Raw genomic sequence first — 25,696 nt, forward strand, 5'->3', positions numbered from 1 at the left:
TTCGCTCACGCCTCGTCGTCGAAGGTGACGACCACCTTCTCGGCGGCTCCGGGAGTCAGCGCCAGCTCGAAGGTCCGTCCCATGTCGGTGGTGGGCACACGGTGACTGATCAGCTGGGCGAAGCGGTCCCTGTGCTCCGCGAGTTCCGCGGTGACCTCGAAGATCTCGGTGGGGTGGCCCTGCGAGGCGGCGCGGGGCTGGCCCAGGTCGTTGGCGGCCTGGCCGTGCAGCTCGGTCAGGCGGTCGGTGACGTCCTCGGCGGCTGACGACTCCGCGCCGACGGCGAGCGTGGTCTGAAGGCGCTCGGGGATGACGTCGGCGACGACTACGTGCTCCACGCCGCGCAGCTTCAGCCAGATGGAGGCGCCCAGCCCGATGGCCCCGGCGCCGAAGACGACGACCTTGTCGGTCGGCTTCCCCTCGGAGCGGTTGACGCAGTGCCGTGCCACTGCCATGGGCTCATTGAGCGCGACCACGTCGACGCAATGACGCCCTCGCCGGCGCGAATGGTCTCACCGTCGATCTCGATGTCCTCCACCACCGCCCGCCGCGCCAGCAGATGCGGAATGGTGAGGTAACGCAGCAGCTCCTCGACGGCGCTCGTCACGTACTTCGGATCGTCGGCGTGCTCGCGCAGGCCCGGGAGCTGGTCGGGGTTCTGCAGCAGCAGCGCGGCGCCCAGCGCGGTCATGTTGGCGCTGGTGTCGTGGCCCGCGACGAGCAGGATGTGTCCCAACGGGGCGGCCTCCTCCATTCATCAGTGACGGCAGAGGCAGGGACAGGGCCTCGTTCAAGCCGGTCGGTTGGGTCCGGCCAGCATCTTGTCGATGAGGTCGTCGGTGATCTGCTGAATTTCCGGGCGGAGTTTCTCCATCCGGTGGCGGGTGAACGAATTCGTCAGCATCCGGCGCCACCGAGTGTGTTCGGCGCCGTCGGTGTTGTTGATCGACGGCTGGATCTCGGCCGCGTGCGTGCGTTGGGCGGCACGGACGTGACGACCCAGGGGGTGGTGCCGTCCCAGGTCCTGGCCCGTACGACTGCCTTCCCCGTGTCGTGCAGCTCGAGCAGACCAGGCGGCGGTGCGAAGGGGCACTCGCCGTGACAGGGCCGGCGTGGGCCGGTGAAGATCAACGTGGCTCCCGCGGCAACCCCAACCCCCGCTCGGCGACCTGCGTTCGCAGGACCTCGTTCGCTCCGCCCGCGATCGTGTACGCACGCGAGTACAGATGGGCGTCCTGCCACCAGCCTTCGGCCAACGCCTCCGGGTCGTCCTCAGTGAGCAGGCCGGCCGTACCCTGCAGGCGCAGGCCGAAGTCCGTCAGGTCGTGGTTGAGTTCGCTGAAGAAGATCTTTCCCAAGAGGGCGTCGGCCGCCTGTTCCGTGCCGTGCAGCATCCGCGACTGCGCGAGACCGATCATCGCGGCGTTCACGTGCACCCGCGCTGCGAGTTCACCGATCGACTGCCGGATGGCGGAGTCGTCCAGTGCGGGCCGCCCGCCGACCGGCGTCTGCTCCGCGAGTCGCACCAGATCGTCCAGCACGGCGGACAACTCGGCGCCCCGCGCGGCCACGCCGGAACGCTCACGGCCGAGGCTGCTCATCGCAACCCGCCAGCCGTCGTTCACCCGGCCGATCACGTTCGCGGCCGGAATCCGGACACCGTCGAGGAAGACCTCGTTGAAGTCGGTGGTCCCGGTGATCTCGCGCAGTGGCCGCACGTCGACGCCCGGGCTGCGCATGTCGAGCGCGAACGCCGTGATGCCCTTGTGTTTGGGGGCGTCGCTGTCGGTGCGCGCGAGCAGGTAACCCATGTCGGCGTGCTGGCCATTGGTCGTCCACACCTTCTGGCCGTCGACGACGAACACGGCGTCGTCGCCCTCGCCCTCACGGCGCGCCCGGGTGCGCAGCGCCGCCAGATCGCTGCCCGCCTCGGGCTCGCTGAACAGCTGGCACCACACGTCCTCGCAGCTGCGGATGCGGGGCAGGAAACGCGCCCGCTGCTCGTCGCCGCCGAACTCGATCAGGGCAGCCGAGGCCAGCGAGGCCGCACCGACCGGCGGCCAGGTGCGGGCGCGGGCGATCTCCTCGGCGACGACGGACGGTTCGAGTGGGTGGGCGTCGGGCCGGCCGCCGTACTCGACGGGCCAGTCGATCCCGAGGAGGCCCGCCTCGTACAGCTTCGCGGTCCACTCACGGATCGCCGGCATCAGTGCGGCCTCGGGTGCGCGCACGCCGGAGTGTTTCTTCACGCCGGGCGAGTGCTCGGCCACGAAGGCGCGCACTCTCCTCCGGAACGCCTCCAGCTCAGGCGTGGACTCCAGTCGCATCGCAGTCGGCTCCTTGTGGTCATGCGGGTCGTCATGCAGCCCGGTCCAAAATGAGTATACTTTAACAACCGGCGTGTTGGTCTGTCTGTCAGTACCCGGTGTCCTTGGCGAATAGGCTGGGGATCCGCAATATCCCCTCAGAGGAGTTGGCCCATGGCGACTGCCGTCGACCGCGAGCCCGCCGACGGCGAGACCGGCATCCCGGTCGGCAAGCTGGCCGCGCAGACCGCACAGCGCATCGAGGCGACGGTGATTCGCCAGGGCTGGCCCGTCGGCGAGTCGCTGGGCTCCGAGGTGGACCTGCGGGAGCAACTCGGGGTGAGCCGTGCGGTGCTGCGCGAGGCGGTACGGCTGGTCGAGCACCACCAGGTCGCCCGGATGCGGCGCGGGCCGGGGGGCGGCCTGATCGTCTGTGCCCCCGACGCGGGACCGGCGACCCGGGCCATGGTGATCTACCTCGAGTACGTCGGCACCAGCGTCATCGACCTGCTCCAGGCCCGCCAGCTCCTCGAACCGATCGCCGCGGGGCTCGCCGCCGACCGGATCACCGAAGAGGGCATCGCCACGCTCCGTGCCACGCTCGACTCCGAATTGGCCCACTGGGACGACCCGTCCGTCCATTCGCAGGACCCGCTGCACCCGGTGCTCGGCCAGTTGTCGGGCAACCCGGTGCTGCACCTGTTCATCGACGTGCTAACCCGCCTCACCGCCCGGTACGCGCACACCTCCCGGCGTATCTCCAAGGCGGAGATGCACGCGTCGAAGGAGACCTCGCACCGTGAGCATCGCGCCGTCGTCGACGCCGTCGTCGCCGATGACGGCGCACGCGCGCAGACCGAGCTCACCGCGCATCTGGAGTCGGTGGCCGCGTGGATCGAGCGGCACCGGGTGCGGCGCGGGCAGCGGATCTCGGGGAACGTGGTCGAGCCGGAGCTGGTCGAGGGTCCCCGGGCCAAGCTCGCCGAAGTGGTGGCCGCCCGGATCCACGACGACATCGCGGCGCGAGGTTGGCAGATCGGCATGGTGCTCGGTTCGGAGACGGATCTGCTGGCCCGCTACGAGATCAGCCGGGCCGTCCTGCGGGAGGCCGTACGGCTGCTGGAGTACCACTCGGTCGCCCGGATGCGCCGCGGCCCCGGCGGCGGGCTCGTCGTCGCCGAGCCCGAACCGCAGGCCAGCATCGACACGATGGCGCTCTTTCTCGAGTACCAGGGCGTCACGGCCGACGACCTGCGGATCGTCCGCAATGCCATCGAACTCGGCATCGTCGCCAGGGTGACCGCCCGGCACGCCGAGGGCGACACCGAGGTCGCCGAGCGCCTCGCGAAGGCCGTCCGGTGGGCCACCGAGGGTCCGGCCGACGACCTCCGCAAGGCGGACCTGTTCCACTCCGAACTGGCGGCCCTGGCGAACAACCCTGTGCTGTCACTCTTCCTCGCCATCATCACCGAGCTGTTCCGCCGGCATGCGGCCGGTCACGACCGGCCGCTGCCCGGAGACACGGCGGCCGACGAGGTCCAGCACGTCCACCAGCGCATCCTCGACGCGATCGTGCAGGGTGACGCCGGGGTCGCCCGGCACCGGATGCGCCGTCACCTGGACGCCCTCATCCCCTGGTGGCACTGATCCGGCCACCGCAGCGTCATGCGGCGGCCTGCCCCGACACTCCGGCACCGCGCCCCCCGATGACGCGCCTTCCTCCGGCGGTGACCGGGCGGTGCACGCCACGGGGACCAACCACCCGTCCCCGTGGCTGCCTGCTCACGCTCCGACAGGCGCCTCCGGGCGGAGGTGGAGGGTCGGCTTGACACTCACATCCCAACCCTGCGCGCGGCTGCGCAGCGCCGCGACCGTGGCCTGCTCGCGCGGGATGTGGGCGAACGGGTCGAACTGGAAGTGCCGTATCGCGTTGAGGTGGGTGATCTTGTTGATCTCGTCGTCCGGCAACCCGCCGATGTAGCGCACGACCTCTTCGGGGGCGTTCGGCCAGGTCGTGTCGGAATGCGGGTAGTCGCACTCCCATGTGATGTTGTCGAGGTTCATGTGGCCGCGCGTCTCGATGCCCACCTCGTCGTCGATGAAGCAGGTGATCACATGCTCGTTGAACACCTCGGACGGCAGGCGCTCGCCCAGGCTCATCCCCGACCAGTGCTGGGTGTGCTTGTACAGGTAGTCGATCCGCTCGAGGAAGTAGGGAATCCAGCCGATCCCGCCTTCCGACAGCGCGACTCGCAACCGCGGGTGCCGCAGGAACAACTTGCTCCACACCAGGTCGCTCGCGGCCTCGAACGATCCGATCGGCGAAAGCGAGTAGATCAGCTCGATCGGCGCGTCCGGGGACGTCAGCGGCACCTTGGAGTTTGAGCCGATGTGCATGCACACGACCGTGCCCTCATCCTCGCACGCCTGCCAGAACGGCTCCCAGTGGTCGGTGTACAGGCTCGGCAGCCCGAGGTCGAACGGGTTCGACGTGAAGGTCACCGCGTGGCAGCCCTTCTTCGCGACCCGCCGGACCTCGTCGGCGGCGAGCTGCGGATCCCAGAGGACCGGGATCGCGAGCGGGATGATCCGCCCCGGGTACGTGCCGGCCCACTCCTCGATGTGCCAGTCGTTGTATGCGCGCACCATGGCCAGTGACTGGTCGCGGTCGCCGTTCTCCAGGAACAGCGCGCCCGAGAAGCGCACGAAGGAGGGGAAGCACATCGACCCGAGCATGCCGTTCGCGTCCATGTCCTTGATCCGGGTGTGGATGTCGTAGCAACCCGGCCGCATCTCCTCGAGACAGACCGGGTTCATACCCCACTCCGACTTCGGCCTGCCCACGACCGCCTGGACGGCGGGGTTCTCGACCACTGCCCCCTCGTACAACCACGCCATCGTTCCGTCGTCGCGGGAGACGAATCGGGGAGCGCGATCGGCGTACTTGGCCGGCACACGGCCATCGAACAAGTGCGCTGGCTCGATCACGTGGTCGTCGACGCTCACCAGGATCAAGTCTTCAGTCCTCATCGGATACCAACCCTTTCGTCGGGCCCCAGTCTGTTCACTTGCTCTTGCACAGCGGCAGCTACCTCAGCGGAAATCAACATAGCCGCTCAATCTTTCTGCCCCTCCGAGATCGACGCTCCCCGAACCTGTTTCTGGACCCCGGACGGCAGGTCAACGGCCACGCGCTGGAGACGGCGCCGCTGGTGTTCCAGCAGCCTGATTACGGGGAGAAGACTGACCAGCACCCTGCCCTAGGGCCAGCCTGCCGCCCCGGGTGCCGAGCTGGCCAGACCCCGAGTGTCCAGCCCACCAACGAGAAATTCAGCACGGTTGCTGAATCATGTCAATGCTTCGCGCTCCGTCAACCTCGGTTGTCGGCAGTCGGTTCTGGGGCGTCAGCCTCGGCGGTTTGCCTGCAATTTCCCCATTGCTGTCGGGGTGGGATGTCGCGTGACGTCGGGGTGGCGTCGGGTTCCACGGGCCCTGAGTGGTGTCCTTTCCTGGCCGACGGGGGGGTGGCTTGTGAGGCGGGCGGGCAGGTGAGAGGAGCGCACTCGGTCGAAATCCGACGCCGACCGCACGGGTGCCGCCAGCGCCGCCTCATCGACCAAGTATTGAGTCCACTGTTCAGTCCTTGGAGCCGTAAAACACACGGGCATATCGATGAGGCTCCCTCAGGGGACGTTTAATGCGTATACTCAATCCTGGCCGAGTCGGATCGGGTGCGATGTGCCCCGACCCGGCTCAGGGCCCTGGGCGACGCGACGACGTGCTCGCCGCGAGAAGGAGACCCGATGCGCCGAACCCTGTTCGAAGAGGTTCACGAAGACTTCCGCCTTCTGGTGCGTGACTTCATCGCCCGCGAGGTGGTTCCCGTGTACGAGGACTGGCGGCGCGCCGGCCTCGTCCCCCGGGAGCTGTTCACCTCGCTCGGCAAGCTCGGCATCATCGGCACGGCCATCCCGGAGGAGTACGGCGGTGGTGGCCAGGACGACTACCGCTACAACGTCGTGATCCAGGAGGAGTGCGCCCGCGCCTGCGTGACGCTGGGCGGCCTGCGTACGCACCTGGACGTGGTCGTCCCGTACTTCACCGGGCTCGCCAACGCCGAACAGCGGACCCGCTGGTTCCCGGGGCTGGCCTCGGGAGAGCGGTACACCGCGATCGCGATGAGTGAACCGGGTACCGGCTCGGATCTGGCCGGCATCACCACGAGGGCGGTCCGGGACGGTGACCACTACGTGCTCAACGGGGCCAAGACCTTCATCACCGGCGGCCACCACGCCGACCTGGTGATCGTCGTGGCCCGGACCGCCGTCGATCCGGAGGACCGGCGCGCGGGCCTGTCGCTGCTCGTGGTGGAGAAGGGGATGCCCGGGTTCAGTGTCGGGCGCAAGCTCGAGAAGATCGGACTGGCCACCCAGGACACCGTCGAACTGTCCTTCGCTGACGTCCGGGTCCCCGCCGCCAACCTGCTGGGAGAGGAAGGCGCGGCCTTCTACCACCTCGGCCGCAACCTGGCCCAGGAGAGGCTGGCCATCGCGGTCGGCGCAGTCGCCCAGGCCCGCGCCGCGATCGACCTGACCGTCACCTATGTCCGCGACCGGACGGTGTTCGGCAAGCCGGTGGCCCACTTCCAGAACACCAAGTTCGAACTCGCCGCCATGGCCACCGAGTTGGAAGCCGCCCAGACCCTGCTGGACGCAGCGATCACGGCACTCGTCGACGGCGAACTGAGCGCCGTCGACGCCGCCAAGACCAAGCTGTTCTGCACCGAGACGCAGGGCCGAGTGGTCGACCGTTGTCTCCAACTGCACGGCGGCTACGGCTACATCCTCGAATCACCGATAGCCCGGCTGTACGCGGACGCCCGGGTGGCCCGTATCTACGGCGGCACCAGTGAGGTCATGAAGACCATCATCAGCAAGTCCCTGGGGCTGTGAGGAGTTTGATGTGAACATCGACGGTTCATCAGCACTTGTCACGGGCGGTGCCTCCGGACTCGGACTGGCCACCGCGCGCCGGATCATCGACCGCGGCGGCCGAGTCGTCCTGGCCGACATCTCCGAGGAGCAGGGCGTCAAGGCCGTCGCCGACCTCGGCGACGCCGCCCGCTTCGTCTGCGCCGACGTCACCGACGAGGCCTCGGTCACGGCCGCCCTGGACACCGCTCAGGAACTCGGGCCGTTGCGCTTCGTCGTGCACTGCGCGGGGCGCGGCGGCGACCGTACCCGGATCATCGACCGCGACCGCACCCCCGGCGAGCTCGCCACCTTCGCCGAGGTCGTACGGGTCAACCTGATCGGCACCTACAACGTGCTGCGCCTGGCCGCCGCCCGCCTCTCAGGCAACGACGTCGTCGACGGCGACCGCGGCGCCGTGGTCCTGACCGCCTCGGTCGCCGCGTTCGACGGCCAGATCGGCCAGACCTCCTACACCGCCGCCAAGGCGGGCGTGCACGGCATGACGCTGGTCGCCGCCCGTGACCTGGCCAGCTGGCAGATCCGCGTGAACACCATCGCCCCGGGCATCATGGACACCCCCATGCTCGGCCGGCTCCGCGTCGACATCCGCGACGGACTCGCCGCGACCGTGCCCCATCCCAAGCGTCTCGGCGACCCCGACGACTTCGCCCGCCTCGCCGTCGAGATGCTGGAGAACCCCTACCTCAACGGCCAGACGATCCGCCTCGACGGCGCCATCCGCATGGCTCCGCGCTGAACGGGGACCCGATGACATCGGCTGTACAGGAACGCCCGGTCGAGACCGACCAGGAGTTCCGGGCACGCTTGTGTGCCTTCCTGACCGAACACCACCCCGGCCGCCGGCCGAAGGACCTTGCCGAACGACTGGCCTGGCAGAAGGCCTGGCTGGCCACCCTCTTCGACGCCGGATACGCCGGCCCGAGCTGGCCGCGCGAGTACGGTGGCATGGACCTGAGCTTCGCCCGCCAGGTGATCTACCAGGAGGAGTACGCGCGAGCCCGCGTGCCGGGACCCCTCGGCACCGGGCTGGGTATCGCGGCCCCCACTCTGATCAAGTACGGCACACCCGAGCAGAAGGAGCGCTTCCTGCGCCCCATGCTGCGCGGCGACTCGGTGTGGGCGCAGGGCTACTCCGAGCCCGAGGCCGGCTCGGACCTGCCCGCATTGCGCACGACGGCACGACGGGAGGGCGGGGGACCCGACGACGCCGACGCGGAGTACGTCGTCAACGGTCAGAAAGTGTGGAACAGTTCGGCCGACATCGCCGACGTCCTCTTCACTCTCGTGCGCACCGGACCGCCCGACTCCAGGCAGGACGGCATCAGTTATCTGCTGATCGACGCACACACCCCCGGGGTGACCGTGCGCCCGTTGCGGGACCTGACCGGGGACGCGCACTTCTGCGAGATCTTCTTCGACGACGTACGCGTGCCGGTCGCCGACCGGATCGGTCCCGAGAACGGCGGCTGGCCGCTGGTCCGGACGAGCCTCGGCCATGAACGCGCCGCAGGAGCGATGAACCAGGCGGCGCTGTACCGGCGTGTGCTCGACGAGCTGATCGAGCTGGCGCACGAACGCGGGGCGACCGCCGATCCCCTGGTGCGCGACCGGCTGGCGGACTTCGAGATCCGGGTGACGATCATGCGGCTCACCGGGATGCGGACCATCGCCGACATCATGGCGAAGGGCGAGCCGGGTCCCGCCTCCTCTACGTCACGGCTGTTCATCGTGACCTTCGAGCAGGAACTGCACGAGTTCGCAGTGGAGCTGCTGGGGTCGTACGGGATCCTCGGCCGGCGCGACCCGCACGCCGTCCAGCGCGGACGCTGGGTGTGGGGCTTCCTGCGCACCCGGGCCTCGACGATCGGGGCGGGCACGGCCGAGATCCAGCGCAACACCATCGCCGAACAGGTACTGGGCCTGCCCCGGGACCCGGCGATGCCAACCACCACCGGGAGGGCACGATGAGAGCAGCGCGCTGTACGCAGTACGGACCTCCGGACGGTCTGGAGGTCGTCGAACTGGACGACCCCGAACCCGGCCCTGGCGAGGTCCTGGTCCGCGTGCACGCCGCCGCGGTCAACTTCCCGGACGTCCTGTTCGTGTCGAACCGCTACCAGGTCCCCGCGCCGCTGCCGTTCACCCCCGGCAGCGAGTTCGCCGGGGTCGTGGCCGCGCTGGGTCCCGGCGTGACCGGGCCCCCCGTCGGCTCGCCCGTGGCCGGGGCGGTGCTGACGGGCGCGTTCGCCGAGCAGGTCGTGGTGCCCGTCGCGGGTCTGCGTCCCGTCCCCGACGGGCTCGACATGGTCCATGCCGCCGCGTTCCATGTGACGTATGCGACCGCCTACCACTCCCTGGTCAGCGTCGGGCAGGGCACTACGGGGGAGTGGACGGCGGTGCTCGGGGCCGCCGGCGGGGTCGGCACCGCGGCCGTCGACATCGCGACCCGGCTCGGGATGCGCGTCGTCGCGGCGGCATCGAGTCAGGAGCGGCTCGCGGTCGCCCGCAAGCTCGGCGCAGAGGCCGGTGTCGACTACGTCCACGAGGACCTGAAGACACGGATCCGTGAGCTGACCGGCGGCGACGGTGCCCACCTCGTGGTCGACCCCGTGGGCGGCGACCACGCGGAGGCCGCCCTGCGCGCGCTGCGGCGGGGCGGCCGGTTCGTCACGGTGGGATACGCCGACGGGAAGATCCCCCGAATCCCGCTGAACCTGGTGCTGCTCAAGGACGCGGTCGTACGGGGCTTCGAGATCCGCATGCTGCGCCAGTACGCCCCGGACGCGGTGGCCGCCGGCGACCGGGCGCTCGCCCGGATGGTCCTGGACGGGATGCGCCCGCTCGTCTCCCGCGTCCACCCCCTCGCCGAGGTGGCGGCCGCCCTGACCGACGTGGCGGAACGGCGCACCACCGGCAAGGTGGTCATCGACATGACCGGAGGAGCGTGAACTCCGCTCAGAATGTGGGTAGTTGTGGACGCCGCTTGACATAACCGCCGGCGTCCACACGCATCTGCATGCCGGTGACGTACTTGGATTCGTCCGATACGAGGAACAGCACCATGTCGGCGATGTTCTCGGGTTCGACGTAGGGGATGCCGAATCCGGTCGTGGCCGGGAAGGAGGGCAGCGCGTCCTCGCGGGTGGGGTTCTCCAGATCGGGCCGGAACGACCGGTACATCACGTCGCTGTTGAGCATGTCGGTGTTGACGTTCGTGGGATGCAGTGCGTTGACCCGGATCCGCCGGGGCGCGAGCACGGTCGCGAGATCGTGCACGAATGCCGCCACCTGGCGCTTGGCGAACGAATAGCCCAGCCCGCCTGGCCCGTTGGCCGGGTTGTCGGTGGTCGCCGGGATCAGCCCGGCGAGGGATCCGGTCGCGACGATCGAGGCGCCGTCGGGCAGGTGGGGCAGGGCCGCGTCGACTGCGTGGACCACCCCGTTGAAGTCGACGGTGACGGCGTCGAGGAAGGCCTGCGCGGTCTGCTGGGGGCCAAGCGGGCAGATCCCGGCCTGGGCGACGACGGCGTCGAGCCGCCCCAGCTCGGCCACCCCCTCGGCGACGGCCGCCTTGAGCGCGGCCGGATCCCGTACGTCGGCCTTGCGGGCGACGATGCGCCGGCCGAGCTTCTCGACCTCCCGCACCGTCTCCTCCAGGTCCTCGTCCGTGGCCAGCGGGTAGCCGTTGGTGGCGATGTCCTCGCAGAGGTCCACGGCGATGATGTCGGCTCCCTCCGCGGCGAGCCCGATCGCCTGGGCTCGGCCCTGGCCGCGCGCGGCTCCGGTGATGAAGACGACCTTGTCGTGCACTCGACCCATGGGGGTCTCCTTCCGTCGAATAAAAGAGTAGCCTGAATACTGGCGCAGTGAGCCTGACTGTTTCCGATGATCTACGAACCCGCCGGGACATTGGCGATCGCTCCCGCTGAGTGGGACATGTTCAGTGCACACAATGCGCCCGGTGCTAGAGAGTCCCCGAGACCGAGGGAGCGCAAGGATGCCGTTGCAGCCATGGATGAAGTTGCTGTCGACCGACGACCATCTGATCGAGCCGCCGCGCTTGTGGTCGGACCGTCTGCCGGCGAAGTACCGGGAGGCGGGGCCGCGCATCGTGGAGCAGCCGCGAGGGGAAGGGCAGGCGCCGGCCGAGGTGTGGGTCTACGAGGACCGGGTCTACCCCTACATCGGCCTGAACGCCGTTGCGGGAAAGAAGCCCGAGGAGTTCGGCCTTGAGCCGACGCGCTACGACGAGATGATCCCGGGCTGCTACGACCCGAAGGCCCGGATCCGCGACATGGACCTGGACGGCGTGTGGGGCGCCCTGTGCTTCCCGTCCTTCCCGGGATTCTCGGGCCACGTCTTCCTGGACGGCAAGGACCGTGACCTGTCGCTGCTGTGCGTCCAGGCCTGGAACGACTACGTGCTGGACGAGTGGTGCGCCACCGCGCCGGGCCGGCTCATCCCGCTGGTCATCATGCCGATGTGGGACGTCGAGGCCTGTGTCGCCGAGATACACCGGACCGCGGCCAAGGGCGCCAAGGCGATCTCCTTCCCCGAGAACCCCGCCCCCCGCGGGCTGCCGTCCTTCCACACCGACTACTGGGACCCCATGTTCTCGGCGGCCGAGGAGACCGACATGCCCCTGTGCCTGCACTTCGGCACCTCGGGCAAGCCGCCGAAAACGGCCGAGGAGGCCCCGTTCGCCGTGACGATCGCCCTGTTCGGCTGCAACGCCATGTTCGCCACCGCAGACCTGCTCTTCTCCCCAGTGCTCCACAAGCACCCCAAGCTGAAGATCGGCCTGTCCGAGGGTGGCATCGGCTGGATCCCGTACCTGCTGGAGCGCAGCGACGGCACCTGGGAGCGGCACCGCTTCTACCAGAACGTCAACCAGAGCGTGCGGCCCTCGGAGCTGTTCCACAAGCACTTCCACGGCTGCTTCATCGACGACCGGTTCGGCGTGGAGGTCCGCCACCACGTCGGCATCGACAAGATCACCTGGGAGTGCGACTACCCGCACTCCGACTCGTACTGGCCCAAGAGCCGCGCCTACGCGGCGGAGGTCCTCGCCGACGTACCGGATGACGAGGTGCACAAGATCGTGGAACTGAACACCCGCCGGCTCTACAACCTCCCCGCATGAGCCGCCGCCCGGAGTCCGAGCGCTCCGACTGGACCGACCTGGACCTGCTGACCCGGGAGGAGGCCCACGGCCGGCTCCTTGCCGAGATCGCCGAGACAGACGTACGCCTGGCCGAACTCGGCGAGTCCGACGAAGCCGAGCGTGAACTCCTCCAGTCCCGGCTGCGCGCCCTGCGTGAGGCCGCCGAGGACCTGATCGAACACTCGAAGAAGAACTGAGGTTGCCATGGGGCGTGTCGAGGGCAAGGTTGCACTCATCACAGGAGCGGCGCGGGGCCAGGGCCGCTCCCACGCCGTGCGATTGGCCGAGGAGGGTGCGGACGTCGTCGTCACCGACGTCTGCCACGACATCAGCGACGAGCTGCCGTACTCGCTGGCGTCGAAGGAACAGCTGGAGGAGACGGCGCAGTTGGTCAGGGCGACGGGCCGGCGGTGCGTCGCCGTACAGGCCGATGTCCGCTCGATCGCCGAGGTGCGGGCCGCCGTCGACGCGGCGGGGTCGGAGTTCGGGCGGCTCGACGTGGTCGTCGCCAACGCCGGAGTCATGAGTTCGGGTGCCGCCTGGGAACTGTCCGAGGAGGTCTGGGACGTCGTCGTCGACGTCAACCTCAAGGGCGCCTGGAACACGGCGCGGGCCGCGATCCCCTGGATGATCGAGGCAGGGGAGGGCGGCTCGATCGTCATCACCAGCTCGGCCGCCGGCATCCGCGGCCATGTGCCGTACGCCCACTACGTGGCCGCCAAGCACGGCGTGGTCGGCCTGATGAAGGCCCTGTCCAACGAACTCGCCCCGCACCGGATCCGGGTGAACACCGTCCACCCCACCGGCGTCAGCGGCACGGGCATCACCATCGGCGTGCCCGTGGAGGAACTCGCCGAGCGCGAGCCGCTGTTCGCGCTCGCTGCGATGAATCCGCTCGCCCCGTATGTCGAGCCGCGGGACGTGTCGAACGCCGTCCTGTTCCTCGCCTCGGACGAGGCGCGGTACGTCACGGGCCTGCAGTTCACAGTCGACGCGGGGTCGACCAACAAGCCGTAAGGAGCAGAATGAGTGCGACGATCGGCTTCGTCGGCGCCGGGCGCATCGGAGAGCCAATGGTCGAGCGGTTGCTGACGGTGGGTCATCGGGTCCGCTGCTACGCACGACGGCCGGAAGTCAGACAGCGGCTCTCGAAGGCCGGTGCACAACCCGTTGACGTCCTCTCCGACATCGCGACCTCCGACGTCGTCGTCAGCTGCCTGTACAGCGACGCACAGGTCCTCGACGTATTGCCCGAGGTCGTCGGGGCCATGGACACGCGCACGGTGCTCGTCTCCCACACGACCGGAACACCCGGGACACTCGCCCGACTGGACGCGTTCTCCGGCACAGGTCAAGTAGCCGTCGTGGACGCGCCGTTCAGCGGAACGCCCGAGACAGTACGAGCTGGCCGCCTCGTGGTGTACGCGGGGGGCGAGCCCGAACACGTGGCGACGGCTCGCCGAGTCGTGGCCGCCTACGCCGATCCCGTGATCACGACGGGCACACGCGGATCGGCGCTGCGCGTCAAACTGCTCAACAACCTGCTGTTCGCCGCATTCTCACAGCTGACGCTGGCCGGGCTGGAGGCCGGACGCCGGCTGGGCATCGAGGACAGCGCCCTGCTGGAAGCCCTGGCAGCCGGCAGCGGCGGAGCGACCGCGGGGCGTTACATCGCCGACCGGGGAGGGGCCGAGGCCTTCGCCACCGCGGTCACGCCGTTTCTGCGCAAGGACCTGGCGGCGTGCACGGACATCGCGGCAGACGACGGCGTCGACCTGTCTGTACTGCTGGCTGCGGCTCGCAGTGGGCCGATGCGCCTCGGCGACGACCCGAATTTCGAGAAGGAAGCGGTTGAATGAAGATCACCATTGACACGTCGATGTGCTCCGGGCACGCGCGGTGCGCGGCAGCGGCACCAGAGCTCTTCCGGCTGGACGACGACGGCTACGCGATGCCCTTCGACGGAGAGGTCCCGGAAGGCCTCGAACAGGCGGCCCGTGACGGGCAACGGGCCTGCCCGGAACGGGCGATCACCGTCGAGTGACATGACTGAGCCCCACGGCCTCGGGCCGTGGGGCTCAGTCATGTCACGATCGTTCAGCCGGCCGGCTGCGGCGGCGGCGTGAAGTGGTGACCCCAGAACGCGCCGTCCGTGATCTCGTAGACGGGCACGGGCTCGGGCACCTTCAGGCCGTTCCAGCCGAACTCGACGGCGTAGTTCTCCGGCGACCAGACGTAGAACGACACCATGTGGTCGTTGGTGTGCTTGCCGAGGGAGTGCATCATCGGCACCTCGTACTTGGCGGCCCGGTCGAGGGCCCGCCCCACGTCGTCCAGGGTCGCGGCCTCGACCATGAAGTGCAGCAGCCGACCGGGACCCGGCATCGGCGTGACGCCGAGGGTGTGATGGCGGGGGTTGCAGCCCATGAACCAGGTCGTGCCGCCGGGCGAGCGCATCGTGTTCCGCTCGATGAAGCCCAGGACGTTGACGTAGAAGTCGAACGTGGTCCGCGCGTCCTCGGCGGAGATGATGGCGTGTCCGAAGCCCATGTCACCGGTGACGAACTTCGAGACCAGCGGGGTGTGCACGGGCACGTGGTCGAGGACTGTGCCGTAGAACAGCTCGACCGGGTTGCCGCCCGGGTCGTTGAACTTGACGAAGCCCGTGACCTTCCGCTCCGCCGCCTCGGCCTCGGTGCCGGCCGTCACCTTGATCCCGGCCTTCTCGACGTCCGCGACCAGACGCGCCAGCTCCCGTTCGTCGAGGACCTCGAAGCCCAGCGCCGTCATCCCGGGCTGGGCGCCCGGAGAGACCACGATCCGGGCCGGATAGTCGTCCATCCTGAAGGACAGCGACTCGGAATCACCGCCCTCGACGGGCATCAGGCCGAGGAAGTCGGCTCCGAAGGCCTTCCACTTGTCGAGGTCGTTGGACTCCAGACGCAGGTACCCGAGTGAGCGAACACCCATCAGGCCCTCCCCTCACATTTGGTCAGGTCCGGGGCGACCCGTCGGGCCCCCCGTATCGGTACATCCGTGACGGTAGACATCCCGGCACGCCCGCGGCCGGGACCGTCCCACTGATCGGGAGACGTACGGCGACAGCCCCCTTGCGGGTGCGACGGTGACCGTCATGACACTCAGCTACGAGGACACCTTGCGCGAACTCCACACCGACGACGGCACGCTGCGCTACCACGAGGCGGGTGACGGACCCCCCTTGCTCCTGCTGCACGGGTCGGGGCCGGGTGTGACCGGCTGGCGCAACTACCGGAACAACCTTCCCGTGCTCGCCGAGCACTTCCGCTGCCTGGCGCTGGAGTTCCCCGGCTTCGGGGTGAGCGACCCGACCGCCGAGAACCCGATGGCGGCCGGCCCCAAGGCCGTGCTGCGCTTCCTCGACGGACTCGGCCTCGACCGCGTCGACGTCATCGGCAACTCCATGGGCGGGTTCGTCGCCGTGGGGGTCGCGGTCGCCCACAAGGACCTGTTCCGCAGGGTCGTGACCATCGGTGGCGTGGGCCGCAACATCCTCTCGCCGGCGCCCAGCGAGGGGCTGAATCTGCTGGTGGAGTTCGCCGAGAACCCCACCCGGGACAACCTCGTACAGTGGCTGAGGTCGATGGTCCATGACCCGGCCCTGCTCACCGAGGAGCTGATCGAGGAACGGTGGGCCAGCGCCACCGAGCCGTCGACGCTGGAGGCCTCTCGCCGGATCTACGGCCGGGAGGCGATGGCCGCGACCCTGGCCGCCCAGGCCCACTCGGACCAGCCCATCTGGGCCGCACTCCACAAGGTCACCGCGCCCACGCTGCTGACCTGGGGCAGGGACGACAGGGTCACGCCACTGGAGAACGCGCTGCTGCCGCTGCGTACAATTCCCAGGGCCGAGCTGCACGTGCTGCCGGACTGCGGGCACTGGGCGATGATCGAGCAGAAGGAGGCCTGGGAGAGCGCGGTGCTGGCCTTCCTGACCCGCCCGGAGGCCGGCTGAGTGCCGACGGCGGGAGCAGACGACGACATGGGGGGACGACGACGTGGCGAGACCCGCAACGGCACGGCAACCAGCTGCTCCGATGTCCGGCCGCCAGGCCGCCCGTCGGGTCCGCATCCTGCGCGCCGCCTCCGAAATCGGTGCGCGCGAGGGGCTGGCGAGCGTGCAGATGCACGACGTGGCCAAGGAGGCAGGCGTCGCGATCGCCACGCTCTACCGCTACTTCCCCTCCAAGCCCTACCTGTTCCTCGCGGTGCTCGAATGGCACATTGAGCAGTTCCTCGGAGGCCACGATGGTGGCCCGGTGCCCGACGAGGTGACGGACTCCGTGGCCGAGGTGGCGGAGACGCTCATCGCGCTGAGCGGGAAGCTGCTGGACAGCCCCCTGCTGGCCTCGGCGGTGGCGCTGTCGTCGTTCACGGAGTATGCGAGCGCCGTCCCGACCCAGATCGACATCGTCGAAAGAGTGCTGGGACAAAGGCTCCTGCGCCTGCTCGGGAGCTGTGCGTACGCGGAGACGGAGCGCAGCCGCGTGCGGCTGCTCGTCTACAGCTGGTGGGGGCTGTTCGTGGCCATGCTGACCGAAGAGATCTCCACCGAGCAGGGGGAAGCGGACCTGCGGCTGGCCGCGAGGCTCATCGCGGCGCAGTAGCGCACAGCACAGTGCCCGGGACACCCGCGGTGTCCCGGGCACTGTGCTACCTCAGTCCGTCGACCCGGCCATGTCCACTACCGCCAGGTACCCGAACGCGAGGCTCGAACCGATCGGAGTGCCCGCACCCGGGTACACGCGCCCCGACATCGCGGCCGCGGTGTTCCCGGTCGCGTACAGCCCGTCGATCGGCCGGCCGTCCGGTCGCAGTACGCGCGCGTGGGTGTCGATCTTCAGACCGCCCTTGGTGCCGATGTCGGACGGGACGATGGTCGCCGCGTAGAACGGCGGGGCGTCGATGGGCAGGAGCAGCGGGTTCGGCCACTCGGGCGCCGGCTTCGCCGTGAAGTTCTGCCGGGGGTCGGCCGGGAAGCCGACGATGTGGTGGAACATCTGGTCCCACGGGGTCTCACCGCGGTGGAACCTCTCGTCCACGCCGGTTTGCGCGTACCCGTTGAACTCCTCGACGGTCCGCTTCAGGGCGTCGAACGGGACGTCGATCAGGCGGGCCAGTTCCTCGAGCGTGTCGGCCTTCTTTAGCGCGCCCGACTCCAGCCACTCGGGGCTCAGCGGCTCGTCCGGCGGGCCACCGATGCTGTCCCGGTCCAGGTGCCGCCGGTCGAACACCCAGTGGGCCGGAATGTGACTCACGCCCGTGGTGGCATGCAGGCGGACGATCTCGTGCGCCGCCTGGTCGTACGGCCGTGTCTCGTTGACGAAGCGTTCGCCCGCGCCGTTGACCCAGATGCCGCCCCGGGTGCCCGTGTGGAAGACCGGCAGGCCGTCCGGGTGGACCAGCCCCGGCACGAACCAGGCCTCGTCGAGGAGGTCAGTGTCCGCGCCCACTGCGATGCCTGCTCGCAGGGCGTCACCGGTGTTGGCCGGGGCTCCCTCGGACCACTCCCCGGTGAGCGGGGACTGGTGCTTCTCGCGGAGCTCACGGTTGCGTTCGAAGCCGCCGGCGGCGAGGAGCACGCCCCGCTCGGCCCGGATCCGGACCCGCTCACCGTCGCTGACGACCTCGACACCGGTGACCCTGCCGTCCTCGACGATCAGGCTCTCCAGCGCGGTGTTGAGCCGCAGCTCGCCGTTGCCCGTCTCCAGGAACGCCGACAGCGCCCGGCCGATCAGGGCGCGGCCGCCGACCAGGACCGGGCCCTCGTCGAAGCCGAACCGCTCGGTGGGCAGCGAGTCGCGCAGGAGTGCCCTGCGCTCCTTGAGCTCCGCGACCTCGACCGGCGGCGGGAAGACGGTGTGCCCCGTGGGCGAGGTCCCCGGGGCCGACGCGTAGTAGTCCGGAACCGGGCCGTGGACGAAGGACTGGAACCAGGGGTTCTGCTCGAGCTCGTCGATCAGCCGGGGGCCGGCGGCCAGATACGCGTCCTGAAGCGCTTCCCGGGACGGGTCGTCGACGACACTGCGCAGATACGTCCGTGCCTCCTCGATGTCGTCCCCGAGACCGGCCCGGCTCAGCGGAGCGGACCCCGGAAACCACAGACCCGCACCGGAGTAGGCCACCGTGCCGCCCACCCGGTCGGTCTTCTCGACGACGAGCGTGCGCAGGCCGCGTGACGCCGCCACGTACGCCCCGACCAGACCTCCGCCCGACCCTACGACGATCACGTCGTAGGCATCCTCGTTGATGCTCATCCGAACCTCCTCATGACTGCCGACGTTCTTAGTGGGGGGACCGCGCCTACAGGTGGAGGTCGCGGGGCGCTCTGCGCAGCACGTGCGGTACGCCTGGAGCGCGGCACGCACCGGTCTCGGCGCATGCCGCGTTCCATGAAGTCGAGATAGAGAGTCCCCCGTGCGGCCACGGGGGGACTCCGCACACGACGGTGACGGGCCGGCCGGGACGTCCCACGGTCCCGCCGGCCGCGGCATGTCGCCACCGGCCGTTCAGCAGTTCGCCGAACGACGGTAACGAGACGGCGTGGGCCCGCCATTGCGTCATCTCGCTCAGCGAGACCCTCCCGGTCCCTGGTCCCCGAGTCCCGGTCCTCCAGTCCCGGTGAGCGGAACGTTCGGAGCTGCCGCCCGGCACGGCGGTTCAGGCTGAAGGCCAGCACGAGTTGAGGATGACAATGACAGACGTTTGGGAACCGACGGTCGTCGCGAACCGTGAAACCGCCGTGGCCGAGGCGGCCGTACGACTCACCCGCGCAGCCCATGACCACAAGCCCTGTGCCCCCGTACGGGACCTGCTCGGCGCGACCGACATCAGTCTCGCGTACGCCGTTCAGCAACGCGTCATCAGCGACCGGATCGCCACCGGAGCACGGGTCGTCGGCCGCAAGATCGGGCTGACGTCGGAGTCGGTGCAGCGTCAGGTCGGCGTCGACCGGCCCGACTTCGGTGTCCTGCTGGACGACATGGACGTCACCGGGCTGCCGGCCGTCCCCAGCGAACGGCTGCTCCAGCCCAAGGTCGAGGCGGAGATCGCGTTCGTGCTCGCCGCCGATCTGGACGACGACGACCTCGACCTCGAGCGGGTCCGGGCGGCGGTCGGACACGCCGTGGCCGCGCTGGAGATAGTGGACAGCCGGGTGGCCGACTGGGACATCGCGATCACTGACACGGTCGCCGACAACGCGTCCAGCGGCCTGTTCGTCCTCGGCCGACAGCGGGTCGGACTGGGGGAGTTCACGCCCCGGGACGTGACCATGCGGCTGTACGCCGACGGCGAGCTCGCCTCCGAGGGCGACGGCGCGGCCTGCCTGGGCGACCCGCTCGCCGCGCTGCTGTGGCTGGCGCGCACCGCCCGGGAGTTCGGCGACCCGCTGCGCGCCGGACAGGTCGTGCTCTCGGGTGCCCTGGGGCCGCTCGTCCCCACACCGCCCGGCATCACCGTGCGGGCCGAGCTGTCGGGCCTGGGCTCGGTGACAGCGACCTTCTCACCCAAGGACCCCGAGGAACTCAAGGAACACGGATGACGAAGACCAAGGTGGCCGTTATCGGCTCCGGCAACATCGGCACCGACCTGATGATCAAGGTCATGCGCCTGTCCGACACCCTGGAGATAGCCGCGATGGTGGGCATCGACCCGGGCTCGGACGGTCTGGCGCGCGCAGCCCGCCTGAAGGTCCCCACCACCCACGAGGGCGTGGACGGCCTGATCAGGATGCACGGCTTCGACGACATCGAGATCGTCTTCGACGCCACGTCCGCGAAGTCCCACGTAGAGAACGCCAAACGGCTCGCCCCGTACGGCAAGCGCCTGGTCGACCTGACCCCGGCGGCCCTCGGGCCGTATGTCGTGCCGCCGGTCAACCTCGACGAGCACCTGGAGAACGCCGACAACGCTGTCGACAACTTCAACATGGTCACGTGCGGCGGTCAGGCGACCATCCCGATCGTCCACGCGGTCAGCAGGGTCACACCGGTGCCCTACGCCGAGATCGTCGCCTCGATCGCCTCCAGGTCGGCCGGGCCCGGCACTCGGGCCAACATCGACGAGTTCACCGAGACCACCGCCGGCGCCATCGAGAAGGTGGGCGGTGCCCGCAGGGGCAAGGCGATCATCGTCCTGAACCCGGCCGAACCGCCCCTGATCATGCGCGACACGGTGTACTGCCTCATCGGTGAGGCGGACCACGACGCGATCCGGAACTCGGTCGAGGAGATGGTGGCGGCGGTCGCCGAGTACGTGCCCGGTTACCGGCTCAAGCAACAGGTGCAGTTCACTCCGGTCTCGGCCGCGGACCCGATCCACACGCTGCTGTCCGACGACACGTCCGAGACGCCGACCACCAAGGTGTCCGTCTTCCTCGAAGTCGAGGGCGCCGCCCACTACTTGCCCGCCTACGCCGGCAACCTCGACATCATGACCTCGGCCGCCCTGCGCGTCGCCGAGCGCATCGCCCGGCGACTGACCACCGAGGTGACCAAGTGACCGACACCCCAAGGCTCTACGTGCAGGACGTCACCCTCCGGGACGGGATGCACGCCATCCGGCACCGGATCACGCCCGAGTTCGTGTCGAAGATCTCCGCGGCACTCGACCGGGCGGGCGTGGACGCGATCGAGGTAGCCCACGGCGACGGCCTGGCCGGCGGCAGCCTCAACTACGGGCCGGGCAGCAACACCGACTGGGAGTGGATCGAGGCGGCCGCGGACGTCATCGACCGCGCGGTCCTCACCTCCCTGCTCCTGCCCGGCATCGGCACCATCGCCGAACTCAAGCGGGCCTACGCCCTGGGGGTCCGCTCGGTGCGCATCGCCACCCACTGCACCGAGGCGGACGTCGCGGCCCAGCACATCTCCACCGCCTGCGAACTCGGCATGGACGTCTCGGGATTCCTGATGATGGCCCACATGGCGCCCCCGGAGGCCCTGGCCGAGCAGGCCAGGCTGATGGAGTCCTACGGCGCGCACTGCGTGTACGTCACCGACTCCGGCGGCCGGCTGACCATGGACGGCGTACGTGACCGCATCCGCGCCTACCGGGACGTCCTCGACCCGGAGACCCAGATCGGCATCCACGCGCACGAGAACCTCTCCCTCTCGGTGGCGAACTCCGTGGTGGCGGTGGAGGAGGGGGTGACCCGGGTGGACGCGTCGCTCGCCGGACAGGGCGCGGGCGCGGGAAACTGCCCGATCGAACCGTTCATCGCCGTGGCCAACCTCTACGGCTGGAAGCACGACTGCGACCTGTTCGCCCTTCAGGATGCCGCCGAGGACCTGGTCCGTCCCCTCCAGGACCGGCCCGTGCGCGTCGACCGGGAGACCCTCACCCTGGGCTACGCCGGCGCCTATTCCAGCTTCCTGCGCCACGCCGAGGCCGCGGCGAGTCAGTACGGCCTCGACGCCCGCACCATCCTGGAGGAGGTCGGCAGGCGCGGCCTCGTCGGCGGGCAGGAGGACATGATCGTGGACATTGCCCTCGACCTCACGCACGCCTGACCGCTGTCTTCGGCGCCGCTCCCCGGAGGGTTCTCCGGGGAGCGGCGTGTTTTTGCGTCGGCAGAGAATGGACCGAGCGGCCCAATGAATGCGTGCACGACTCTTTCTCAGTGGACTGCTGCGTTGATACCGTGACGTCGGCGCCAAACTAGAATTGATTTCAGTTTTGAGCAGAGAGGCACCGACGATGACGTCTGCCCTTCGCCTGGAACCGCGACCCGAGATCGACCCCCGCGCTCTGCCGCCGTCGATGATGGAGCGCGTCACCCTGATCATGGATCTCTTCGAGCGGCCGCAGACGCACCTGACGCTCGAAACGGTGTCCCGCCGGACGCACCTGCCGCGGTCGACCACTCACCGCATACTCGATCAACTGGTCCGGCTGGACTGGCTTCAGCACACGGTGGCCGGATACCGGCTGGGGCCGCGGGCGCTCGGCCTGGGCGGGCGCGAGATCGGACACAGCGCGCTGCGCGCGGCCGCCGCACCACACCTCCTGGACCTGGCCGTGCGCACCAAGATGGTCGTCCATCTCGCCGTCCTCGACGGGCCGGATGTCTACTACCTCGACAAGGTGGGCGGCCGGGCGGCGGTGGATATTCCGTCGAGGGTCGGAGGACGGGCGGTGGCGCACTGTACCGGGCTCGGCAAGGCCATGCTCGCCTGGCTGAGCCCCGAGGAGATCGACTCACGGTACGAGCAGGCGATCGAGCGGCGCACCCCGCAGAGCATCGGCCGGCTCGACCACCTCCACGGGGAACTCCGTACCGTCCGCCGCCGGAACGGGCTGGCGATCGACCGGGGAGAGTGTTTTCCCGACCTCGGGTGCGTCGGCCTCGCCCTGCGCGGGCCCGAAGGGCCCGTGGGGGCGATATCGGTCGTCGGCGACGGCAGTTCCCCACTGGAACTCGTCGCTCCTCTGGTGGTCAAGGCCGTGCGGGCAGTGTCCGAGGAACTCTTCGGCCCGCCGCAGCCGTACTGCCGGGACGTGCCGGACGCCGTCGGGTGACGGCGGGCACGCGGACGCCGCGTAGACCTGTCGGAGTCCGCCGGGCAGGCGTCCCTCACCAGGCCGTCCAGCCTCCGTCCACGGTGAGCGTGGTGCCCGTGACGAAGCGGGAGGCGTCCGAGGCGAGGAAGACCGGGGCGCCACCCAGTTCCTCGACGCCGCCCACGCGGCCCAGGGGAGTGCCCCGGACGATCCGCTCACCCCATCAGCTGTCCAGAAGCCCGGAGTTGAGGTCCGTACGGAAGTAGCCGGGCGCGAGGGCGTTGACGCGCACCCCGCGGTCCGCCCACTCGACAGCGAGTGCTTTGCTGAGAACCTCGACGCCGCCCTTGCTCGCGGCGTACGCGGCAATCTGGTCGAAGCCGCTGCTCGCGTGCAGGGACGATACGTTGACGATCGAGCCGGAGCCCCTGGTCCAGCATCACCTTGCCGGTGTCGCGGCAGCAGTAGAAGGTGCCCTGGAGGTCGATGCCTGGAGGCCGATGTTGAGCACGCGCTGCCAGTCCTCGTCGGTGACGAACTCGCTGCGGGTGAAGTGGGGGCTGACTCCGGCGCAGTTGACGGCAGCGTCCAGGGGGCCCGTCCACTCGGTGATGCGCTCCACCATGGTCCGTACGGCGGCGGAGTCGGCGACGGAGCCAGGGAGCACGAGCACTTTGCCGCCGTGCGCGGACAGTTCGGCCTCGAGGCTGTCGAGAACCGCCGCCGTACGGGCCGTCACCGCCTCATCCGCCCCGGCCCGGGACAGGGCGACCGCGATCGCGCGGCCGCGGCCCTTGCCCGCACCAGTCACCCAGGCGGTCCTGCCGTCGAACCGCAGGTCGGTGTTCACGCCGGTCATGGTCCAGCCCTCCGCACGGATGTCGCGCAGGGTCCGCTTGAGGACCTTGCCCGAGGGGGTACGGGGAGTTCGTCGACGATTTCGAAACGGGCTGGCACCTTGAATTTGGCCAGCCGTACCCGGCAGAACTCCCGCAGTTCGTCCGCCCCGACCCTCGCTCTGGGCTGGAACACCACGAAGGCGCGGGGGACCTCGTCCCAGCGGGGGTGGGTCAGGCCGACCATGGCGGCCTCCAGGACGGCGGGGTGTTCGTAGAGGACCCGTTCGACCTCAGGCGTGGCGATGTTCTCGCCGCCTGAGACGATCACGTCCTTTTTGCGGTCGCCGATGAAGAGGAAGCCGTTCTCGTCGACGTGCCCGATGTCCCTGGTGGAACCAGCCGTCCTTGAGCGCCGCGGCCGTGGCCTCCTCGTCGCGCGAGCAGCCCGCGAAGACCTTCAGGCCGCGCAGGTGATCTCGCCCAGTTCGCCGGCCGGGACCTCGTTGCCCGTGTCGTCGACGATCCTGACCCGGGTGTGCGGCACGGGCCGGCCGACCGAGCCCAGCTTGGACCCGTGCTCCCGGTCGATGAAGACGTCGCCCGAGACGGTCTCGGTCAGTCCGTAGGCGTCGGACTTGGTTTCGTAATTCGGGTTGTCGAGGCGCCGACCAGGCCGATGGGGCCGCGGATCTCCTGCGGCGCTCAGCCGGCGGCTGACGCCTCTGTGCCTTCCTGGGTCTCATCCCCGCCCTTGTAGGCGAGGAAGTCGTCGACCATCCGGTGGAACAGGGTGGCAAGCTGCCGCAGTTCCTCGGGCGACCACCCGGCCAGCGCCCCCGCCATACTCCGGCGACTGGCGTCGCGGACGCGCTCGACGGCGTCACGGCCGAGGGGGGTGAGCTGGATGAGCTGTGCGCGGCGGTCGTCGGGGTCCGGGACGCGGGTCAGGTAGCCGGCCTTCTGCAGCTGCTGCACTTGCCGTGTGACATGGGACGCCTCCACGGCCAGCCGACCGGCCAGCTCGCTGGGGCGGAGAGGCTCGGCATCGTCGACCTGCCGCAGGAGCGCCACGGCCGCACGGTCGAGCGGCACTCCCGCCCGGGCCACGAGGCGGTCGTGCTCCCGGACCCGGCTGGTCAGGTACGTGATGCGGCTGAGGGCTCGCTCGACCACGTCGGTCGAGAGAGGAGTGGTTGCTCGCAGCGCTGCGGTCCTATTTCACATTCTATATTATTTGCTTGACTAAAGTAATTACGGGCTTCAAGTAAGCGGACTGTAGCTAGTCGTACTGCCCGCAGGCGACACTGCACGGCGCTCGTCTCCTGCGCCGCACAGGTGTGGCCCCCAGCCTGATCGCCGCCGGCCTCTTGCGGCCACGCGGTGTACCGCTCAGTGGGACCGCCGTCCAGAGGCGGAGCGGGGAGGTTCCGCTGAGCGGGACGGGACAACGTGCCCGCTGCGGGTCGGGGAGCAGGCGGGCAGCATCGACGGCGGAGAAACGGATGGACATGGCAGACCCTGTGGGGTTCCAGAACCGGGCCCCCTGGGGTGACCTGCATCTCTACGCCGCTCGCTCGTACTCGTTGATGAGGCCGCCGAGGACGGGTGTCGCCATCGATGACCTCCGGATTTCCCGTGCATTCGTTCTGGCTGGCCTTGGAAGTCTCGGTATGTCACCTCGAGCCCTGCCTCTGTTCTCTTGGGGGAAACAGGCGTTCTGGACAGCGGCGGAATCAGGGTGGCTTCGAGTCGAAGCGATGTCAAGAGCCGGTGCGGCGATTCGATGAGGTGGGCAAGATGGCAGACAGGGCGCCGATCCGGGCGGGACGGCCGGACATCGACCGGCAGCGC

General features: G+C 69.4%; 26 protein-coding genes and 1 pseudogene. 16 read left to right on the forward strand and 11 right to left on the reverse strand.

Translation table 11 applies throughout. The features are described from left to right. Window positions 1-5: 5 nt before the first annotated feature. The 3 genes from ABT009_RS42945 to ABT009_RS42955 form a co-directional block, all read right to left on the reverse strand. The gene (locus ABT009_RS42945; RefSeq protein ID WP_351307360.1) at window positions 6-455 is read right to left on the reverse strand and encodes a hypothetical protein; all 450 of its coding nucleotides are present in this window, start codon (window positions 453-455) and stop codon (window positions 6-8) included. Next, a complete protein-coding gene (locus ABT009_RS42950) occupies window positions 350-754 on the reverse strand; it encodes a cytochrome P450 (protein WP_351307363.1) in 405 nt (134 codons plus the stop codon). The genes ABT009_RS42945 and ABT009_RS42950 overlap by 106 nt, the downstream gene beginning before the upstream one ends. 373 nt (window positions 755-1,127) lie before the next feature. Then, window positions 1,128-2,327, reverse strand: coding sequence for an acyl-CoA dehydrogenase family protein (locus tag ABT009_RS42955; protein ID WP_351307366.1), 1,200 nt, complete (start codon window positions 2,325-2,327; stop codon window positions 1,128-1,130). 153 nt (window positions 2,328-2,480) lie between these two features. On the opposite strand from ABT009_RS42955, the gene ABT009_RS42960 reads away from it, so the two are divergent. After that, window positions 2,481-3,953, forward strand: coding sequence for a FadR/GntR family transcriptional regulator (locus ABT009_RS42960; RefSeq protein ID WP_351307369.1), 1,473 nt, complete (start codon window positions 2,481-2,483; stop codon window positions 3,951-3,953). Between the two features lie 135 nt (window positions 3,954-4,088). On the opposite strand, the gene ABT009_RS42965 is transcribed toward ABT009_RS42960, so the two are convergent. Next, entirely contained in the window at window positions 4,089-5,336 is a 1,248-nt protein-coding gene (locus tag ABT009_RS42965; RefSeq protein WP_351307372.1) for an amidohydrolase family protein, read from the reverse strand. Between the two features lie 773 nt (window positions 5,337-6,109). Here ABT009_RS42965 and ABT009_RS42970 point away from each other — a divergent pair. The 4 genes from ABT009_RS42970 to ABT009_RS42985 are packed head-to-tail and all read left to right on the forward strand — an operon-like array spanning window position 6,110 to window position 10,248. Continuing rightward, window positions 6,110-7,258 (forward strand): acyl-CoA dehydrogenase family protein, encoded by a 1,149-nt coding sequence (locus tag ABT009_RS42970; protein ID WP_351307375.1) that lies wholly within the window; start codon window positions 6,110-6,112, stop codon window positions 7,256-7,258. A 10-nt stretch (window positions 7,259-7,268) separates the two neighbouring features. After that, a complete protein-coding gene (locus tag ABT009_RS42975) occupies window positions 7,269-8,036 on the forward strand; it encodes an SDR family NAD(P)-dependent oxidoreductase (protein ID WP_351307378.1) in 768 nt (255 codons plus the stop codon). A gap of 11 nt (window positions 8,037-8,047) precedes the next feature. Continuing rightward, window positions 8,048-9,268 (forward strand): acyl-CoA dehydrogenase family protein, encoded by a 1,221-nt coding sequence (locus ABT009_RS42980; RefSeq protein WP_351307381.1) that lies wholly within the window; start codon window positions 8,048-8,050, stop codon window positions 9,266-9,268. Continuing rightward, window positions 9,265-10,248, forward strand: coding sequence for an NADPH:quinone oxidoreductase family protein (locus ABT009_RS42985; RefSeq protein WP_351307384.1), 984 nt, complete (start codon window positions 9,265-9,267; stop codon window positions 10,246-10,248). The genes ABT009_RS42980 and ABT009_RS42985 overlap by 4 nt, the downstream gene beginning before the upstream one ends. Before the next feature lie 7 nt (window positions 10,249-10,255). Here the strand turns inward: ABT009_RS42985 and ABT009_RS42990 are convergent, their stop codons facing one another. Further along, a complete protein-coding gene (locus ABT009_RS42990) occupies window positions 10,256-11,119 on the reverse strand; it encodes a mycofactocin-coupled SDR family oxidoreductase (RefSeq protein ID WP_351307387.1) in 864 nt (287 codons plus the stop codon). 178 nt (window positions 11,120-11,297) lie between these two features. Here ABT009_RS42990 and ABT009_RS42995 point away from each other — a divergent pair, with 178 nt between their 5' ends. Genes ABT009_RS42995 through ABT009_RS43015 form a run of 5 tightly spaced genes read left to right on the forward strand, consistent with a single transcriptional unit; the run spans window position 11,298 to window position 14,508 of the window. Next, on the forward strand, window positions 11,298-12,443 hold the full coding sequence (locus ABT009_RS42995) for an amidohydrolase family protein (protein WP_351307390.1): 1,146 nt from the start codon (window positions 11,298-11,300) through the stop codon (window positions 12,441-12,443). After that, entirely contained in the window at window positions 12,440-12,661 is a 222-nt protein-coding gene (locus ABT009_RS43000; RefSeq protein ID WP_351307393.1) for a hypothetical protein, read from the forward strand. Before ABT009_RS42995 ends, ABT009_RS43000 begins: the two co-directional genes overlap by 4 nt. 7 nt (window positions 12,662-12,668) lie before the next feature. Continuing rightward, on the forward strand, window positions 12,669-13,481 hold the full coding sequence (locus ABT009_RS43005) for a mycofactocin-coupled SDR family oxidoreductase (protein WP_351307396.1): 813 nt from the start codon (window positions 12,669-12,671) through the stop codon (window positions 13,479-13,481). Between the two features lie 8 nt (window positions 13,482-13,489). After that, on the forward strand, window positions 13,490-14,323 hold the full coding sequence (locus tag ABT009_RS43010; RefSeq protein WP_351307399.1) for an NAD(P)-dependent oxidoreductase: 834 nt from the start codon (window positions 13,490-13,492) through the stop codon (window positions 14,321-14,323). Then, complete coding sequence (locus tag ABT009_RS43015; protein ID WP_351307402.1) at window positions 14,320-14,508, forward strand: ferredoxin; 189 nt, start codon at window positions 14,320-14,322, stop codon at window positions 14,506-14,508. The genes ABT009_RS43010 and ABT009_RS43015 overlap by 4 nt, the downstream gene beginning before the upstream one ends. A gap of 53 nt (window positions 14,509-14,561) precedes the next feature. Here ABT009_RS43015 and ABT009_RS43020 read toward each other — a convergent pair whose 3' ends face one another. Next, window positions 14,562-15,434 carry a VOC family protein gene (locus ABT009_RS43020; RefSeq protein ID WP_351307405.1) on the reverse strand — a complete coding sequence of 291 codons (873 nt, stop codon included), beginning with the start codon at window positions 15,432-15,434 and terminating at the stop codon, window positions 14,562-14,564. A gap of 163 nt (window positions 15,435-15,597) precedes the next feature. Here ABT009_RS43020 and ABT009_RS43025 point away from each other — a divergent pair, with 163 nt between their 5' ends. Then, complete coding sequence (locus ABT009_RS43025) at window positions 15,598-16,458, forward strand: alpha/beta fold hydrolase (RefSeq protein WP_351307408.1); 861 nt, start codon at window positions 15,598-15,600, stop codon at window positions 16,456-16,458. Between the two features lie 82 nt (window positions 16,459-16,540). Continuing rightward, window positions 16,541-17,110, forward strand: a complete 570-nt coding sequence (locus tag ABT009_RS43030) for a TetR/AcrR family transcriptional regulator (RefSeq protein WP_351307411.1) — start codon at window positions 16,541-16,543, stop codon at window positions 17,108-17,110. A gap of 51 nt (window positions 17,111-17,161) precedes the next feature. On the opposite strand, the gene ABT009_RS43035 is transcribed toward ABT009_RS43030, so the two are convergent. Then, complete coding sequence (locus tag ABT009_RS43035) at window positions 17,162-18,760, reverse strand: FAD-binding protein (protein ID WP_351307414.1); 1,599 nt, start codon at window positions 18,758-18,760, stop codon at window positions 17,162-17,164. 437 nt (window positions 18,761-19,197) lie between these two features. Between ABT009_RS43035 and ABT009_RS43040 the strand changes: the two genes are divergently transcribed. The 4 genes from ABT009_RS43040 (at window position 19,198) to ABT009_RS43055 (ending at window position 23,024) form a co-directional block, all read left to right on the forward strand. After that, entirely contained in the window at window positions 19,198-20,046 is an 849-nt protein-coding gene (locus ABT009_RS43040) for a 2-keto-4-pentenoate hydratase (protein ID WP_351307417.1), read from the forward strand. Continuing rightward, on the forward strand, window positions 20,043-21,005 hold the full coding sequence (locus tag ABT009_RS43045; protein WP_351307420.1) for an acetaldehyde dehydrogenase (acetylating): 963 nt from the start codon (window positions 20,043-20,045) through the stop codon (window positions 21,003-21,005). Before ABT009_RS43040 ends, ABT009_RS43045 begins: the two co-directional genes overlap by 4 nt. Next, on the forward strand, window positions 21,002-22,015 hold the full coding sequence (gene dmpG, locus ABT009_RS43050) for a 4-hydroxy-2-oxovalerate aldolase (protein WP_351307423.1): 1,014 nt from the start codon (window positions 21,002-21,004) through the stop codon (window positions 22,013-22,015). Before ABT009_RS43045 ends, dmpG begins: the two co-directional genes overlap by 4 nt. A gap of 250 nt (window positions 22,016-22,265) precedes the next feature. Continuing rightward, a complete protein-coding gene (locus ABT009_RS43055; protein WP_351307432.1) occupies window positions 22,266-23,024 on the forward strand; it encodes an IclR family transcriptional regulator in 759 nt (252 codons plus the stop codon). A gap of 55 nt (window positions 23,025-23,079) precedes the next feature. On the opposite strand, the pseudogene ABT009_RS43060 reads toward ABT009_RS43055, so the two are convergent. The 4 genes and pseudogenes from ABT009_RS43060 to ABT009_RS43075 all read right to left on the reverse strand — a co-directional run bounded on the left by ABT009_RS43060 (window position 23,080) and on the right by ABT009_RS43075 (window position 25,018). Further along, window positions 23,080-23,865, reverse strand: a pseudogene (locus ABT009_RS43060) (SDR family NAD(P)-dependent oxidoreductase). Further along, on the reverse strand, window positions 23,862-24,173 hold the full coding sequence (locus ABT009_RS43065; RefSeq protein ID WP_351307426.1) for an AMP-binding enzyme: 312 nt from the start codon (window positions 24,171-24,173) through the stop codon (window positions 23,862-23,864). The pseudogene ABT009_RS43060 and the gene ABT009_RS43065 overlap by 4 nt, the downstream one beginning before the upstream one ends. Before the next feature lie 129 nt (window positions 24,174-24,302). Continuing rightward, window positions 24,303-24,551: an AMP-binding protein gene (locus ABT009_RS43070; RefSeq protein WP_351307436.1), complete on the reverse strand. Its 249-nt coding sequence runs from the start codon at window positions 24,549-24,551 to the stop codon at window positions 24,303-24,305. Beyond that, window positions 24,548-25,018: a MarR family winged helix-turn-helix transcriptional regulator gene (locus ABT009_RS43075; protein WP_351307429.1), complete on the reverse strand. Its 471-nt coding sequence runs from the start codon at window positions 25,016-25,018 to the stop codon at window positions 24,548-24,550. The genes ABT009_RS43070 and ABT009_RS43075 overlap by 4 nt, the downstream gene beginning before the upstream one ends. Window positions 25,019-25,696: the final 678 nt, after the last annotated feature.

Origin of the sequence: Streptomyces sp. NPDC002896 (assembly GCF_040295225.1) — a bacterium.
Taxonomy (GTDB): Bacteria; Actinomycetota; Actinomycetes; order Streptomycetales; family Streptomycetaceae; genus Streptomyces.

Coding starts and splice junctions, on each gene's coding strand:
- ABT009_RS42945 (WP_351307360.1), bottom strand. CDS start 455: ATGGCAGTGGCACGGCACTGCGTCAACCGCTCCGAGGGGAAGCCGACC.
- ABT009_RS42950 (WP_351307363.1), bottom strand. CDS start 754: ATGGAGGAGGCCGCCCCGTTGGGACACATCCTGCTCGTCGCGGGCCAC.
- ABT009_RS42955 (WP_351307366.1), bottom strand. CDS start 2,327: ATGCGACTGGAGTCCACGCCTGAGCTGGAGGCGTTCCGGAGGAGAGTG.
- ABT009_RS42960 (WP_351307369.1), top strand. CDS start 2,481: ATGGCGACTGCCGTCGACCGCGAGCCCGCCGACGGCGAGACCGGCATC.
- ABT009_RS42965 (WP_351307372.1), bottom strand. CDS start 5,336: ATGAGGACTGAAGACTTGATCCTGGTGAGCGTCGACGACCACGTGATC.
- ABT009_RS42970 (WP_351307375.1), top strand. CDS start 6,110: ATGCGCCGAACCCTGTTCGAAGAGGTTCACGAAGACTTCCGCCTTCTG.
- ABT009_RS42980 (WP_351307381.1), top strand. CDS start 8,048: ATGACATCGGCTGTACAGGAACGCCCGGTCGAGACCGACCAGGAGTTC.
- ABT009_RS42985 (WP_351307384.1), top strand. CDS start 9,265: ATGAGAGCAGCGCGCTGTACGCAGTACGGACCTCCGGACGGTCTGGAG.
- ABT009_RS42990 (WP_351307387.1), bottom strand. CDS start 11,119: ATGGGTCGAGTGCACGACAAGGTCGTCTTCATCACCGGAGCCGCGCGC.
- ABT009_RS42995 (WP_351307390.1), top strand. CDS start 11,298: ATGCCGTTGCAGCCATGGATGAAGTTGCTGTCGACCGACGACCATCTG.
- ABT009_RS43000 (WP_351307393.1), top strand. CDS start 12,440: ATGAGCCGCCGCCCGGAGTCCGAGCGCTCCGACTGGACCGACCTGGAC.
- ABT009_RS43005 (WP_351307396.1), top strand. CDS start 12,669: ATGGGGCGTGTCGAGGGCAAGGTTGCACTCATCACAGGAGCGGCGCGG.
- ABT009_RS43010 (WP_351307399.1), top strand. CDS start 13,490: ATGAGTGCGACGATCGGCTTCGTCGGCGCCGGGCGCATCGGAGAGCCA.
- ABT009_RS43015 (WP_351307402.1), top strand. CDS start 14,320: ATGAAGATCACCATTGACACGTCGATGTGCTCCGGGCACGCGCGGTGC.
- ABT009_RS43020 (WP_351307405.1), bottom strand. CDS start 15,434: ATGGGTGTTCGCTCACTCGGGTACCTGCGTCTGGAGTCCAACGACCTC.
- ABT009_RS43025 (WP_351307408.1), top strand. CDS start 15,598: ATGACACTCAGCTACGAGGACACCTTGCGCGAACTCCACACCGACGAC.
- ABT009_RS43030 (WP_351307411.1), top strand. CDS start 16,541: ATGTCCGGCCGCCAGGCCGCCCGTCGGGTCCGCATCCTGCGCGCCGCC.
- ABT009_RS43035 (WP_351307414.1), bottom strand. CDS start 18,760: ATGAGCATCAACGAGGATGCCTACGACGTGATCGTCGTAGGGTCGGGC.
- ABT009_RS43040 (WP_351307417.1), top strand. CDS start 19,198: ATGACAGACGTTTGGGAACCGACGGTCGTCGCGAACCGTGAAACCGCC.
- ABT009_RS43045 (WP_351307420.1), top strand. CDS start 20,043: ATGACGAAGACCAAGGTGGCCGTTATCGGCTCCGGCAACATCGGCACC.
- ABT009_RS43055 (WP_351307432.1), top strand. CDS start 22,266: ATGATGGAGCGCGTCACCCTGATCATGGATCTCTTCGAGCGGCCGCAG.